This is a genomic window from Nonomuraea cypriaca (assembly GCF_015645445.1).
GTDB lineage: Bacteria > Actinomycetota > Actinomycetes > Streptosporangiales > Streptosporangiaceae > Nonomuraea > Nonomuraea cypriaca.
In genome coordinates, this window is sequence record NZ_JADOGI010000077.1 from 1 (window position 1) to 14,001 (window position 14,001).

Genomic DNA, 14,001 nt, shown 5'->3' on the forward strand with positions numbered 1-14,001 from the left:
GACATCAAGCCTATGGAGATCGCCCTCGACATGGCGCTTGACCACGTGAAGTCGTTCCTCACGGCGTGACGGCGTGTGCGCGGACGTAGCCGAGGGCTATGTCCAGGGCCACCTCCAACCGCCGCACCTGCATTGCCATGTCCGCCGGGACTGGTGTGGCCGATGCCCGTTGTCATGGATCAGGTAACCGTGGAGCACGCGGGCCAGATGGCGTTCATTGAGGATCAGGATCCGGTCCAGGTGTTCGCGGCGCAGGGTGCCCCATGACTCGCTCGCAGATGGCGTTCATCCGCGGCGTCCGCGGCTTTCTTACCTGTCGTCGCCCACCGGGATCAGCTTCCGGCGGCCGGGCGCCCGAACTCGTAGGGGGCGAGGATGCCGGCCACGGTCTGGTTGCGGGGTGTGGGGACGCCCAGGTCATGGCCGAGATCGGCGACGCCGCCGCTGAGCCAGGGGAGTTCCAGCCGGTTTCCTTGCTCCAGGTCGTTGTGCATGGAGGACGTCATCGTGGGTGGCAGCGTGTCGCAGAACGCGAGCCGGTCCTCGGCGAAGTCCGGCTCAAGTTTCACACCGGCTGCCCGGCCCACGTTCACGGCTTCGGCCATCACGTCGTGCAGCAATACCCGCGACCGCCGGTGGCCGCGGATGACACCGATCGGCTGCCGCACGGTGGACGTGGTCGCGGAGAGGCCCACGAGGAAGACGAATTTCTCCCAGATCACCCGTTCGATGTCAGAGCTGGCCTCCGTCTCGATCCCGGAGGCGAGGCAAGCGTCCAGAAAGCCCGCGACGAGGTCGTCGTCTCCGCCGTAAGGGCCGAACACGATCTTCTGCAGCGTGTTGTTGTGCACGACAACACCGGGCTCCTGGATGAAGGACGAGATATAGCAGGAGCCTCCCCACACGGACTCCGGTGGCAGGTGGCCACGCAGAATCCCGTCCTTGTGGACGCCATTCTGCAAAGAGACCACCCGGGTCCCGGCGTGCACGACGTCGCGCAACTGGGCGGCGACGTCCTCGGTGTCCCACAGCTTCACCGCCACCACTACCACGTCGGCTGGCCCCACATCCGCGATGGCCGCCACCGCCGACGCGGCAGGGACGTGCAGGTCCCCGAGCGCGCTGCGCACCCGCAGGCCATGGTCCCGAATGGCCGCCAGATGTCGTCCCCGCGCGACGAAGGTGACGTCGTGGCCGCCGGCGGCCAGCCGGGCCCCGAAGTAGCCCCCAACGCCCCCGGCTCCTATCACTGCGATACGCATGGCAATCCTTTGCTGATCAGACGGGAGGCCCCCGCATCCGCGCGATGGCCATCGTCTGCAGAGTAAGAGACACGGGGCGATGAGGCCCCCGCGAGGGCCATCATCACACGAAACAGTCGTTCGAGAAGGTCGTCCGGCAGCACGTCGGCACGGTGCTGCGCATCGTGGCACGGACACCGGGCACCGCCTGAAAGGCGATGTGTCTCAGGCGGCGCCAAGACTCTGCAACCGCTACGCACAGCCATTGAGCGCAGAGACCACCCATGTATTCGCAATATTCGTACCCAGGCCGACCGCTTGGGGTATTTCTGTAGATAGTCCTGATGCTCCGGTTCGGAAGTCGCCCGCCGCGGTCACCTCGGTGACGACCTTGCCCGGCCACCAGGCCGGAAGCGTCCACGTCGGCGATAGTGTCTTCGGCGATCTTTCGCTGCTCATCGGAGGTGTAGGAGATCGCGGATCGGTAGCTGGCGCCGATGTCATTGCCCTGGCGGTTCTTCGCGCTGGGGTCGTGGATCTGGAAGAAGAACTCGAGCAGAGTGCGCAAAGTAATCTGCTCGGGGTCGTAGATGACTTCGGGGGGGCGCCCTGTATCGGGAGAACTGGACTCTATAGTTCCAAAAACCAAGCCGGGCCTATGCTATCCCGACTCCTTCGGGCCATCCTGGCCACACGGGGCCGTCGGGTCACGACGGGTCCACCATCTGACCTAGTGCTCCATGCCGACAGCGGCCGGATTCACCCAGGTGGGGTTGGGTGCCGCGTCCGAGCCTGAAGAGCGGGCCACGGCGGTATCACGACTGGGAAGGGAAGAGCAGGTTCGACAGAGTAGACCGCGAGGCGTGCTGGAGACGGCGTCATTTCGCGGACACGGTGACCGGTCCGGCCCGGTGTCACGGGCTGGTCGAATCGACGGTCGAGGATTTTGCAGGGTTACTACGGGACCATATAGTCCTGTATTGGGACCAAGACTCCGCCCACGACACACCATCCATTGGGCCGCCGCCATCAAAGGAGCGGGCACTGTCATGAGCGGCGACGCGGACACGACGACTGCGACGGCGGCTTCACGACCGATTCGCGAAGTCCTGGCGGGAACTGCTCGGCACCGTGGCCGAGCAGCTGGTGAAGGGACATGACTGACCTGATATCGCAGGGCGCCGGCCGTGCGCCGGCTCGACGGCTTGTGACCTACGGAGGTGGCATGCCGCTCCTTCCATGCCCACGCTCGTGCTCCGTCCGGGCTCAGTGCACCCTCATCGCGGCGCTGTTCGCGATGAGCATCCTGGTGGTCCTCGGCGCGACGCTGGACCTGGCGATCCGCTCCCGGATCCAGTCCGACGCCTTCCGCCAGGCCGAGCAGGTGGCGAGCCAGTGGAGCCCGGTCGCCCGCGACGGCATGGTGCCACGACCGATACCCGCCAACCCGCCCGTCGACCTCATCCAGGTCGTGGACGTCCATCACCGGGTCGTGAACTCCAGCCGGGAGGCCTCCGCGACCGTGCCGCTGAGCCGGCGCCGGCCCCCGCCCGACGCCCGTTTCCAGCCGTACCTCGAGTGCCCGCCGAACGACCGGTGCATCCTGCTGCACGCCATCCGCCTGACTCCGGCACCGGACGCGGGTGTCGTCTACGTCGGCATCCCGGAGCCGGACCTGCTGGCCGCCCATCAGCTCGAGTACGCCATCGCGGCCGGGATCGTCCTGGCCACCGGGATCGCGGCCTGGACCGCATGGATGCTGGTGGGGCGCGCGCTGCGTCCCGTCGAGGCGATCAGGGCCCAGATCTCCCAGATCACGGTGAGCGACCTCAGCCTGCGCGTCCCGAGACCGCGGGGCAACGACGAGATCAGCCGGCTCGCCACCACCGCCAACCAGACCCTCAGCCGGCTTGAGGGCGCGGTGGAGCAGCTGCGCCAGTTCGCCTCCACGACCAGCCACGAGCTGCGCACCCCGATCGCCGGACTGCGCACGCAACTGGAGGAGGCGCTGCTCTACCCGGACGACGTCGACGCCCAGGACGCGCTCCGGAGCGCGTTGACCACCGCCGGCCGGCTGGAGGCGATCGTCGACGACCTGCTGCTGCTCGCCCGTCTCCGGGCCGCTGATCCGCTGCCCCCGGAGAAGATCGATCTCGGCGAGCTCGTCGCCGCCGAGGTGAGCGCGCAGTCCTCATCCGCGCCGATCAACGTCCACGCGCCCGCCGGGCTGGAGATCCGCGGCTCGCGCATGCAGCTGATCCGCGTACTGGACAACCTCCTGGCCAACGCTCTGCGGCACGCCGAGTCCGCTGTGGAGGTCAGCGTCGAGCCGGCCGACGACGGGGTCGCGGTCACGGTGACCGACGACGGGCCCGGCATCCCGCCGGCCCACCGCGAACGCGTCTTCGAACGGTTCGTCCGCCTCAACGACGGCCGCCGCCGCGACCCCGGCGGGAGCGGGCTCGGCCTGGCCATCTCACGCGACATCGCACACACCCACCACGGCACCCTCACAGTCGAGGACTCGCCACGTGGGGCCAGATTCGTGCTGTGGCTGCCGCTCATCAGCGGATGATTTCGTCGATGACTAGCAGCAGCCTTTGCGGGTCAGTTTGGACAGCGCTCAGGGCCGATGCAGTCGAGAAATGTCGGTGAGAAGTAGCAGCGCTGAAGCTGTAGATCTGCCGGGGCCTGGCCCCGAACGCCGAGCCACACCTCATGCGCCCGGTATCCGCGCCGGCGGACCGGACCTGTTACCTTCTCCCGTCGGCACTCGTCATAGGGGCGACGGCCGACTGGGAGGAGCTGTCAGCGGCGGCTCACTGACTGTTTGGCCTCCTGACTGTTCGGCCCGGACGCCCCTCGGCGTCCGGGCTGCGGTCAGCCACAGGCCGGTGAATACGGCGCAGGCCAGCGTCACGGCCCCCGCCGTGAGGAAGGCGCTGTTGAGGCCGGATTCGAAGGAGGCGCCGCCGGACTCCCGCGTGTGGACGATCGCCCCGAGCACCGCCACGCCGAGCACCGCGCCGATCTGCCGGGTGGTGCTGCTGACGCCCGAGGCGAGGCCGCCCTCCTGCGGGCTGACCGCCTGGATTGCGGCCCCGGTCAGCGGCGACATGGTGAGAGCGAACCCGATGCCGACGACCCCCAGCCGCCACCACACGTTCCCGTAGCCGGTATCGGCGTGGACGAAGCCCAGCGCCAGCAGCCCCAGCCCGGCCAGCGCCAGGCCGATGCTGACGACGACGCGGAAGCCGTACCTGGCCGCGCACCGGCCCGCGTACGGGCTGACGATCACCATGGCCAGCGAGACGGGCAGGGTCCGCAGCCCGGCGACCAGGATCGAAGTGCCCTGGACGTAGACGAAGAACTGGGAGAAGAAGAACGACGACCCCATCAGCGCGAACCCGACCACGACCATCGCCGTGTTGGACACCGTGAACAGCCGCTGACGGAGCAGCCGGAGCGGCAGCATCGGCGTCGACACACGACCCTCGACCACGACGAACGCGGCCAGGAGCACCAGTCCGGCGGCGAAGCTGCCCAGGATCACCGGCGAGGTCCAGCCTCGGGAACCGCCCTCGATCAGGCCGTAGGTCACAGCGCCCACGCCCGCGACGGACAGGACCGTGCCGGGGACGTCGATCGGCGGCGCGCTCGGGTTGCGGGACTCCCCCAGCACGCGCAGCCCGGCCAGCAGCAGGACCGCCCCGATGGGCACGTTGACCAGGAAGATGGCGGGCCAGCCGAAGGACTCCGCCAGGATCCCGCCCGCCAGCGGTCCGGCGGCCAGGCCGATGCCGCTGAACCCGGCCCACAACCCGATCGCTCTGACGCGCTCCCTCGGGGCGGGATACGCGGCGGCGAGCAGCGCTAGTGAGGCGGGGCTCAGCGCCGCGGCCCCGACGCCCTGCAGCACCCGCCCGGCGATCAGCCAGCCGATCGAGGGCGCGAGCGCACACACCACCGACGCGGCCGTGAACACCACCACCCCGGCCAGGAACACCCGCCTGCGGCCGAACCGGTCGGCGAAGACGCCGCCCGACAGCAGCAGCATGGCCACCAGCAGCACATAGGCGTCGACGATCCACTGCAGGCCGGTCAGCCCGGTGTGGAGCCGCTGCTGCATGTCGGGCAGGGCAGCGCCGACGATCGTGTTGTCGAGCAGCACCATGAACTGAAGCCCAGCGACTGATCGCGCAAACTCCAGGCCCTCGGCTTCTCGGGGTCTTTGCGGGTGGTGAAGTAGTCACAGCCCGCCCACCGAACCCTGACCGACGATCAACGGCCAGGGCCCGCTGCCGCCTGCCTGGCTGAGGTTGATTCACGTGTCAGTCGGGCCGTGGCAGCGATCAACGACGTGGGCCTGCTGTCCGAGGAGGTCGACGTGCCAGTGGCGAGGTGATCGGTAACTTCCCGCAGGCGTTCAGCCATATCGGCCTGATCAACGCCGCCTGAGCCATCTCCCAGGCCCAGCAGCGCGCCGCCCGGCCAGGCCCGGCAGCACCGGCTTGTCCCCTGCAGGCGTAGGGGCACAGGTGCTCTCCTGCCAGGATGCTCATTCCAGGGCCTCCTTGGGCAGGCCGTTTTCGAGAGACTCGATGACCCAGTCGGCCTTGGCCTCGGCGAGCTGGGCGGAGTTGAATTTGTGGCTGGCCACCCCGACGCAGGCGACCCCGGCCGCGTGCGCGCCCGCCACGTCGTGAGGGGTGTCGCCGATGACCAGGCAGCGGTCCGGGCCCAGGTCCTCGCCGTAGACCAGGGAGGCCCGGCGCAGCGCGGTGCGGGTTACCTCGGCGCGGTCGTTGGAGTCTGAGCCGTAGCCACCGAAGGAGAAGAACCGGTTCAGGTTGGCGCGGTGCAGCTTGATGTGCGCGGCGGGCTCCAGGTTGCCGGTGATCAGGCCGACCAGGTAGCCCTTGTCGACCAGCCCGGTCAGCAGGTCCTCGACGCCGGGCAGCACGCGGTAGTGTCCGGACTCCTCCACGGTTTGGCGCAGGTAGTGCAGGCGACGTTCCAGGAGCCTGGCGAACTCGTGCCGTTCGGGCTTGCGGCCCAGTACCGCTTCGAAGGTCTTACGGCCCACGTCAGGGTCGGTCATGCCGGTGTCGGTGAACTTGCCGATGTCGGCGGGGATGCCGTACAGCTTGTCGAAGGCCAGGCGCCACGACCGGGCACCCGCCCCGCCGGTGGTGATCAGGGTGCCGTCGATGTCGAACAGCAGGGCCAGGCGCCGCTGATAGGAGGCGCTCATCCGGCCGGCCGTTCCGCGTGCCCGCCGAAGCCCTTGCGCATGGCCGACAGGACCTGGTTGGCGAAGTGGTCCAAATCCCTGGAGCCGAGCCGGGAGAACAACGCGGTGGCCAGGGTGGGCGCGGGCACCCCCTCCTCCACTGCGGCGACCGCCGTCCAGCGGCCCTCGCCGGAGTCCGAGACTCGGCCGGAGAACTCCTCCAGGGTCGGGGACCGCAGCAGGGCAGCGGCGGTGAGGTCCAGCAGCCAGGACCCGATCACGCTGCCGCGGCGCCACACCTCCGCTACTTCGGCGAGATCGATGTTGTAACGGTAGTACTCGGGCTGCGCAAGCGGGGCGGTCTCGGCGTCGGCCTGGCGGCTCGCGGTGCCGGCGTTGGCGTTCTTCAGGATGTTCAGGCCCTCGGCGTAGGCGGCCATGACCCCGTACTCGATCCCGTTGTGCACCATCTTCACGAAGTGCCCGGCACCGGCCGGCCCGCAGTGCAGGTAGCCGTGTTCTGACGGCGCGGGAGTCCCGTCCCGGCCGGAGGTGCGCGGCGCCACCTCCACGCCGGGGGCGATCGCCTCGAAGACCGGCCGGAGCCGGTCCACGATCTGGTCCGGGCCGCCGATCATCAGGCAGTAGCCGCGCTCCAGTCCCCACACCCCGCCGCTGGTGCCCACGTCGACGTAGTGGATGCCTGACCCCGAAAGGGCCTTGGACCTGGCGATGTCGTCCTGGTAGTAGGAGTTGCCGCCGTCGATGACCACGTCATCGGGTTCCATGTGGCCCGCCAGGTCACGGACTGTCTTGCCGGTGATCTCGCCGGCCGGGACCATGACCCACACCGCCCGGGGCTTGTCCAGCCTGGTCACCAGGTCCTCCAGGGAGGACGCCCCGGTGGCCCCTTCCCTTTGCAGTTCCTTCACCGCATCCGGGTTGATGTCGAACACCACGCAGTCATGACCGGCGTGCATCAGCCGCCGGACAAGGTTGGCGCCCATCCGGCCCAACCCGACCATTCCGATCTGCATCTCGTGTCTCCTTCTTGTTCTTGTGTCATCCCTGGTCTCGGAGCTGCCCTTGGCCCGCTCCGCGCGGGCCGACGATCAGCCGCACCCGGCGGTTGCGGAACAGGTCGAAGATCGTCGGGTTCGAGGTGAGCCCGGTCACCGAGTACTCGGCGATGTAGCGGTCCAGGGTGCCCTCGTCGAGCAGCGCCCGGGTGATGTTGTCCAGCCAGATGCTCTGCCCGCCTCGTGCAGAGCCTGGGTCGGTTTCATGGGTCTTCCTTTCTCCGCAGGACGACCGGGACGCGCCGGTCACGGCGGCCGGTGGGCCAGTTGGTCCCGGGCTGCCTGGACGACATGGGCAGGCTCGAAGCCGAACTTCGCCTGAACCTTCTGGATCGGCGCTGAGGCGCCGAAGGTCTCCATGCCAAGGATGGCTCCGTCGATGCCGACATACCGGCACCAGCCGAAGTCGGCGCCCTCCTCGACCGCGACTCGGGCGCGGACCCGCGGCGGCAGCACCTCGTCGCGGTATGCCTGGTCCTGTTTCTCGAACAGCTCCCAGCAGGGCATCGACACCACGCGAGCGGGGATGCCTTCCGCGGTGAGCGTCTCATAGGCGGCCACGCACAGCGCGATCTCCGAGCCGGTGCCGATCAGGATCACGTCGGGCTCCGCGCCCGGCGGGTCGGCCAGCACGTAGCCGCCGCGGGCCAGGCCGGAGGCGGCGGCGTAGCGGGAACGGTCCAGGGTCGGCAGCGACTGCCGGGACAGCACGAGTACGGCAGGCTCGTGACGCAGCGGCATGATCACCCGCCACGCCTCGGTCACCTCGTTCGCGTCGGCGGGGCGGATGACCAGGATGCCGGGCATGGCCCGCAGCGAGGCGAGCTGCTCGATCGGCTGGTGGGTGGGGCCGTCCTCGCCGAGGCTGATCGAGTCGTGGGTCCAGATGTAGATGACCGGGATCTCCATCAGCGCCGACAGCCGCATCGCGCCGCGAGCGTAGTCGGTGAAGATCAGGAACCCGGAGGCGAACGGCCGCACCTTGACCAGCGCCATGCCGTTGGTCATGCCGCACATGGCGTGCTCGCGGACGCCGAAGTGGAAATTCCGCCCGGTGTAGCTGCCGGCCTCGAAGTCCCCGGCTCCGTCGAAGGTGAGCCGGGTCTTGGTCGAAGGGTACAGGTCGGCGGCTCCGCCGAGCAGCCAGGGGACGTTGCGGGCCAGGACGTTGAGCACCTGGCCGGAAGACTCCCGGCTGGCCAGTCCCTTCGGGTCGGGCGGGAAGGTGGGCAGGCCGGAGTCCCAACCGCCGGGGAGCTGGCGGTGGCTCATCCGGTACACCTCGTCGGCCAGTTCGGGGTGCGCCTGACGGTAGCGCTCGAACAGCGCGAACCATTCCGCCCGCAGGTCCGCGCCGCGGCGGCTGATGCCCTCCCGGAAGTGCTCGTACACCCCGTCCGGCACCAGGAAGCGGGCCTCTTCCGGCCAGCCGTAGAACCGTTTCGCGGCCCGGACCTCGTCCTCGCCGAGCGGCTCGCCGTGCGCCGCGGCGGTGTCGTGCTTGTGCGGGGCGCCGTAGCCGATGTGGGTGTCCACGATGATCAGCGTGGGCCGCCCTGACGTAGCCTTGAACGTGTCAAAGGCCTTGGACAGCAGGTCCAGGTCGTTGGCGTCGCCGACCCGGGTGACGTTCCACCCGTAGCTCTGGAAGCGGGCGGCCACGTCGTCGGAGAACGCCAGCGAGGTGGATCCCTCGATCGTGATGTGGTTGTTGTCGTAGATCCAGCACAGGTTGTCCAGGCGCAGGTGCCCGGCCAGCGACGCCGCCTCGCTGCTGATTCCCTCCATCATGCAGCCGTCGCCCATCAGCGCGTACACGTCGTAGCCGAACAGCCGGAAGCCTGGCTTGTTGTAGCGTTCGGCCAGCCAGCGGCCAGCGGCCGCCATGCCCACGCTATTGGACACCCCCTGACCCAGGGGTCCGGTGGTGGTCTCCACCCCCGAGGTCCACCGGTACTCCGGGTGCCCCGGGCAGCGGCTGTCGACCTGTCGGAACGTCTTGATGTCCTCCAGCGTCACCGAGGGCTTGCCGGTGGCCTCGTACTTCGGGTTCACCGCCTGCACCCTGGCCAGGTGCAGCAATGAGTACAGCAGCATCGAGGCGTGCCCGTTGGACAGGATGAACCGGTCCCGGTCCGGCCAGATCGGGTCGGCCGGGTCGAACCGCAGGTGCCGCTGCCACAGGCAATACGCCACCGGGGCCAGCGTCATCGGGGTGCCGGGATGCCCGGATTCCGCCGCCTGCACCGCATCCATGGACAGGGTGCGGATCGTGTCGATGCAGCGCCGGTCCGCATCTTCGGTGGCGAGCTGGTTAGCTTGATCGGCCATGAGTAGTTCACGCTCCTTTGACTGTGGCCGTGCGCGCGGCGGCGTCGCGTCCTACCGACCGCGTGGTATCGAAAATGGCCGAGCCGACGACGCCGATGGTTATCCCGGCGTCGACCGGAATAGCGATGGTCTGTTCGTGGATGCCCCCGTCGGTCTAGACGTCTGTACTGGTAAGCTCCGGCCGGCCGGCAGTCCCGCGGCCCGGCGCACCTTGTCCAGCGTCGAGAGATTCAGTTCCTGGTCGCCGAAGCTCCGATCGACGGTCATCATGAGAACCAGGGCGACCTCGGTGAGGATCTCTTCGACGGCTTCCGGTGAGGTAGCCGGGTTCAGGAACACCCCGGCGCCGAAGCCCACCGCTCGTATGTTCTCGATCGTCTGGTGCCGCTGGCCGGATGCCTCGGCGTACACCGTCGCTGGTCTCATACCCACCTCTAACCGCATGTACCAGGGGCGCCATTGCCGCCACCGTCCCCGGGCCGAACCTGAGGTTGGGCACGAAGCGACCGTCCATGATGTCCACGTGAATCCGGTTCGACACCCGTGCCGGTCATCGCCTCCCCCGCCGCCTTGATCCTCGCGCCGAGCGAGATCGCGAGGTCCGGGTCAGGCGGAACCGCACGTAGTTCGCTTCGCTGGCGTCCGCGCCGCCCGCGATGGCCTCCGGGGCCCGGCGCAGCCGGGCCAGGACCTCGGTCACGGTGACCGGCAGCCGCTTGCCGGCCCGGATGAAGAACGGCACCCCGGCCCACCGCCGGGTGTCGACGTGCGCCCGCAGCGCCACGAACGTCTCCACGGCGGAGCCTTCAGCCACCCCGGGCTCATCGGTGTGGCCGGAGAACTGGCCGCAGATGACATCGTCCGGCCGCAGCGGGGGCATGGCGCGCAGCACGCAACCCACTCATCGCTCTCGGTCTCACGAGAACTCATTCAGCCCTGCCCGGCTGCGTGGTCGTCGCCAACCACGTAGCAGTGATCGGCGGTGGCCTCGACACCGATGGTGAAGCATGACCTGATGCTTAGCGTTGGCTGATGTTTCGAGTCCTACACTAGGCGATATAACCGACACGTTAGGCGAGGATTTCATGGAAATGCACCGCATCGGAAAAATAGTGCACAGCGCGGGGATCTCGACCATTCGGTATGGACTTGTGGTTAACCTACTGGAGATCGGGCGAATTAAATTTGAAGACTACGAGGTAGAAAATATTCGTCCCCTCGTAACCTCAAGCCCCCCGCTCTCGTGGCTTATCGCCAGATTGGGGGAGAAGAAGGTCGCTAGGTTGCTCGGCGTCACCGAAATCGTTCTGGGCTCGCTGATCGGAGCAAAACCGATCGCGCCGAGAGCGTCCGCCCTCGGCAGCCTCGCCGCCGTCGGCATGTTCGCCACCACCCTCAGCTTCCTGGCTACGACGCCCGAGGCGTGGCAAGAGACACGCGGGGAACCGAAGCTGTCCCTCGCGGGGCAGTTCCTGGTGAAGGACGTCGTGCTCCTCGGAGCCTCCTTGCTGACGGCCGCAGACGCCCTGCAAGCCGCCGAGCGCCGGTAGCTCGGGGTCTGGCCGGGTACCGGTCCACCGCGCTCGACCCTGGCCCGGGCGGTGGCCACGACATACGGCCGCGTCCCGTCCCGCCCGCGACAGCGGGCGTCGCTCGGGCAGGATGGGGCGGCTCCAACCGCACCAGCTCCGCCGCCGGGCGGCATGACCGGCACGTCCCTCATGGCTGGGTCCGTCCTACGGGTTTGTTCTTGATGACGAACTGTTCGACGGACAGCGGGGTGTGATGGCCGATCTTTTCGATGTTGTCGTTCGTGCCGGCGAACACGCCGTTTTGGTGTCGTGGTTGCCCCAGACCACGCCGGGCCTACCGGTCAGCGCGGATCAGCCGACGCGGGCGATGAGCTTGACCTCGATGAGCTGCGCCGGGAACGCCAGCCGGGTGACGCCGAGGATGGTGCTCGCGACCTCCGGGGAAGAGCACGGCCGCGTCGAGCTGCGCGATCGCCACCGCCAGCCCGCACAGCGCCACCAGCCCCGGCAACCTCCAAACGTGCGTCATGGCACCGCAAACTATCGGGACCCGCCCGGACGGTCCAACGGCGGGGTCCGACGGCGGGAGCAACAGCGGGATCAGGCGCGCTGTCCGGGGCGGGGCTGCCAGGGCAGGCGGTTCTCCAGCTCCACCTCCAGCGAGAAGCTGAGGAAGGTGCGGACCAGGACGATGAGCGCGAGCACGCCGACGCCCGCGAACGTCGGCGCGACCGCCACCGTGCGGATGATGTCCCCAGCGACGAGGAACTCCAGCCCCAGGAGGATCGCCCGGCCGAGCCCCTGCCGGTAGGCGCGATAGGCGTCATGGAAGTGCGGCCGCCGCCGCGCGTCGAGGCCGAAGCGCGCCGTGGCGACCAGCGCCCCCAGCGCGACGATGGCGACGCCGGCCAGGTCGACTGCCCGGCCGACCCCTTCGACCAGGCCGGCGATATCCGCGCTCACGGCAGGCCACCTGCCCGGGCGCGAACCGGGATACGCCCACGCGGGATCCGCCCTTTGGTCAGGAGCGGCATCTCGCCCTCTCCGCCCTCGGAGGTCCCGCGAGCCCCAGCACCATCATTCAGATGCCGGGGTCGGCGGCCGCGATGCGCCGCGCCAGGGAGCTGCAGGAACGGGCTTAGCGTACGTTGTCGTTCCGCCGCACTCCGGCCCCCGATCCAGGGGACGGGTTCGGTTCCAGGCTCGGTGACACGGCTGATGGCCCGCGGCGCGGCGTGTGCTCGTCGAGGTGGCCGACCTGCGGATGCTGCCGGAGTACGTGTCCGCCGGGCTCGTGGTCGCGGTGGTGCCCGACGTCGTGCCGCTCGCCGCGCCCGGCACGGTCGCGGTGCCGCTGCGCGACCCGGGCCTGACGTGGCCGCTCTCGATCGTCACCCACGGCCGTAACACCCCGAGCCGGGCCCTGCGGACGCTGCTCGCCCTGATCGCGGAAACCCGGTCCTTACCAAAGAAGAACGACCGCGCAAGCGGCCGCCCGTGGGAATAGAACCGGCCCGTAGAGTGTCTGTATCTGCACGTCCAGGTGCGTTTCACCTGGTTACCCTTCGTGCCGAAAGGCCGGGAAGGGAGAGCTGTGCCCCGGCAGACCCAGTACCACAAGAACCCGGAAGCCGTTTCGCGGCTCGACCCGGAGCAGTACCGCGTGACCCAGCAGGACGGCACCGAGCGCCCGTTCGCCAACGCCTACTGGGACAACCACGAGCCCGGCATCTACGTCGACGTCGTGTCCGGCGAGCCGCTGTTCGCGTCGGTCGACAAGTACGACAGCCACTCCGGCTGGCCGAGCTTCACGAAGCCGATCGCCAAGACGAACGTCGTCGAGCGCGAGGACTTCAGCCACGGGATGATCCGGGCGGAGGTCCGCTCGCTGCACGGGGACAGCCACCTCGGCCATGTCTTCGACGACGGTCCTCTCGACAGGGGTGGACTGCGTTACTGCATCAACTCCGCGTCGTTGCGGTTCATCCACCTCGACGACCTGGAGCAGGAGGGGTACGGCGCATACCGCACCCTGTTCCCGAGTGACACCGACGACAAGTAAGGAGACGACGTGACCACCGAAAAGGCGATCCTCGCCGGCGGCTGCTTCTGGGGCATGGAGGAGTTGTTCCGCCACCAGCCCGGCGTCGTGTCCACGCGCGTCGGCTACAGCGGCGGCGACGTCCCGAACGCCACCTACCGCAACCACGGCACCCACGCGGAGTCCATCGAGGTCGTCTACGACCCCGAGAAGACCGACTTCCGCGCGCTGCTCGAGTTCTTCTTCCAGGTGCACGACCCCTCGACGAAGAACCGCCAGGGCAACGACATCGGCACCAGCTACCGCTCGGCGATCTTCTACACCAGCGACGAGCAGAAGCGGGTCGCCGAGGACACGATCGCCGACGTCGACGCCTCGGGCCTGTGGCCCGGCAAGGTCGTCACCGAGGTCACCCCGGCGGGCGACTTCTGGGAGGCCGAGCCCGAGCACCAGGACTACCTGCAGAAGTACCCCCACGGCTACACCTGCCACTTCCCCCGCCCCGGGTGGAAGCTCCCGAAGCGGGCGACGGCCTGATATCTCC

15 protein-coding genes and 1 pseudogene are annotated in these 14,001 nt (G+C 68.7%); 5 read left to right on the top strand and 11 right to left on the bottom strand.

Annotated elements, in window-relative coordinates; translation table 11 throughout:
• Window positions 1-332: 332 nt before the first annotated feature.
• Entirely contained in the window at window positions 333-1,262 is a 930-nt protein-coding gene (locus tag ITP53_RS24605) for a ketopantoate reductase family protein (RefSeq protein WP_195897808.1), read from the bottom strand.
• Between the two features lie 103 nt (window positions 1,263-1,365).
• A complete protein-coding gene (locus ITP53_RS61735) occupies window positions 1,366-1,890 on the bottom strand; it encodes a peptide-methionine (S)-S-oxide reductase (protein WP_268961132.1) in 525 nt (174 codons plus the stop codon).
• 576 nt (window positions 1,891-2,466) lie between these two features.
• Here ITP53_RS61735 and ITP53_RS24615 point away from each other — a divergent pair.
• Window positions 2,467-3,816, top strand: coding sequence for a sensor histidine kinase (locus ITP53_RS24615; RefSeq protein ID WP_195897809.1), 1,350 nt, complete (start codon window positions 2,467-2,469; stop codon window positions 3,814-3,816).
• A gap of 201 nt (window positions 3,817-4,017) precedes the next feature.
• Here the strand turns inward: ITP53_RS24615 and ITP53_RS24620 are convergent, their stop codons facing one another.
• From ITP53_RS24620 to ITP53_RS24655, 8 genes and pseudogenes are all read right to left on the bottom strand, one after another.
• Window positions 4,018-5,415 (bottom strand): MFS transporter, encoded by a 1,398-nt coding sequence (locus ITP53_RS24620; RefSeq protein WP_195897810.1) that lies wholly within the window; start codon window positions 5,413-5,415, stop codon window positions 4,018-4,020.
• Window positions 5,416-5,799: 384 nt separating this feature from the next.
• Window positions 5,800-6,495, bottom strand: coding sequence for an HAD family hydrolase (locus ITP53_RS24625; RefSeq protein ID WP_195897811.1), 696 nt, complete (start codon window positions 6,493-6,495; stop codon window positions 5,800-5,802).
• Complete coding sequence (gene gnd / locus ITP53_RS24630) at window positions 6,492-7,511, bottom strand: phosphogluconate dehydrogenase (NAD(+)-dependent, decarboxylating) (protein WP_195897812.1); 1,020 nt, start codon at window positions 7,509-7,511, stop codon at window positions 6,492-6,494. The genes ITP53_RS24625 and gnd overlap by 4 nt, the downstream gene beginning before the upstream one ends.
• A gap of 25 nt (window positions 7,512-7,536) precedes the next feature.
• Complete coding sequence (locus ITP53_RS56175; RefSeq protein WP_207756382.1) at window positions 7,537-7,803, bottom strand: hypothetical protein; 267 nt, start codon at window positions 7,801-7,803, stop codon at window positions 7,537-7,539.
• The gene (tkt, locus tag ITP53_RS24640) at window positions 7,800-9,884 is read right to left on the bottom strand and encodes a transketolase (RefSeq protein WP_195897813.1); all 2,085 of its coding nucleotides are present in this window, start codon (window positions 9,882-9,884) and stop codon (window positions 7,800-7,802) included. Before tkt ends, ITP53_RS56175 begins: the two co-directional genes overlap by 4 nt.
• 99 nt (window positions 9,885-9,983) lie before the next feature.
• Window positions 9,984-10,310 (bottom strand): beta/alpha barrel domain-containing protein, encoded by a 327-nt coding sequence (locus tag ITP53_RS24645; RefSeq protein WP_195897814.1) that lies wholly within the window; start codon window positions 10,308-10,310, stop codon window positions 9,984-9,986.
• Window positions 10,311-10,341: 31 nt separating this feature from the next.
• Window positions 10,342-10,425 (bottom strand): annotated as a pseudogene (locus tag ITP53_RS61225) (hypothetical protein); the annotation flags it as partial.
• 9 nt (window positions 10,426-10,434) lie between these two features.
• Window positions 10,435-10,776 carry a hypothetical protein gene (locus ITP53_RS24655; RefSeq protein WP_328815624.1) on the bottom strand — a complete coding sequence of 114 codons (342 nt, stop codon included), beginning with the start codon at window positions 10,774-10,776 and terminating at the stop codon, window positions 10,435-10,437.
• A 193-nt stretch (window positions 10,777-10,969) separates the two neighbouring features.
• Between ITP53_RS24655 and ITP53_RS24660 the strand changes: the two genes are divergently transcribed.
• Entirely contained in the window at window positions 10,970-11,434 is a 465-nt protein-coding gene (locus tag ITP53_RS24660) for a YkgB family protein (protein ID WP_195897815.1), read from the top strand.
• A gap of 582 nt (window positions 11,435-12,016) precedes the next feature.
• Here the strand turns inward: ITP53_RS24660 and ITP53_RS24665 are convergent.
• Window positions 12,017-12,379, bottom strand: coding sequence for a DUF1622 domain-containing protein (locus tag ITP53_RS24665; RefSeq protein WP_195897816.1), 363 nt, complete (start codon window positions 12,377-12,379; stop codon window positions 12,017-12,019).
• A 274-nt stretch (window positions 12,380-12,653) separates the two neighbouring features.
• Between ITP53_RS24665 and ITP53_RS24670 the strand changes: the two genes are divergently transcribed.
• The 3 genes from ITP53_RS24670 (at window position 12,654) to msrA (ending at window position 13,994) form a co-directional block, all read left to right on the top strand.
• Window positions 12,654-12,923 (top strand): LysR substrate-binding domain-containing protein, encoded by a 270-nt coding sequence (locus tag ITP53_RS24670; RefSeq protein ID WP_207756383.1) that lies wholly within the window; start codon window positions 12,654-12,656, stop codon window positions 12,921-12,923.
• 87 nt (window positions 12,924-13,010) lie between these two features.
• Entirely contained in the window at window positions 13,011-13,478 is a 468-nt protein-coding gene (msrB, locus tag ITP53_RS24675) for a peptide-methionine (R)-S-oxide reductase MsrB (RefSeq protein WP_195897817.1), read from the top strand.
• 9 nt (window positions 13,479-13,487) lie between these two features.
• Entirely contained in the window at window positions 13,488-13,994 is a 507-nt protein-coding gene (gene msrA, locus ITP53_RS24680) for a peptide-methionine (S)-S-oxide reductase MsrA (protein WP_195897818.1), read from the top strand.
• The last annotated feature ends 7 nt before the right edge of the window (window positions 13,995-14,001 follow it).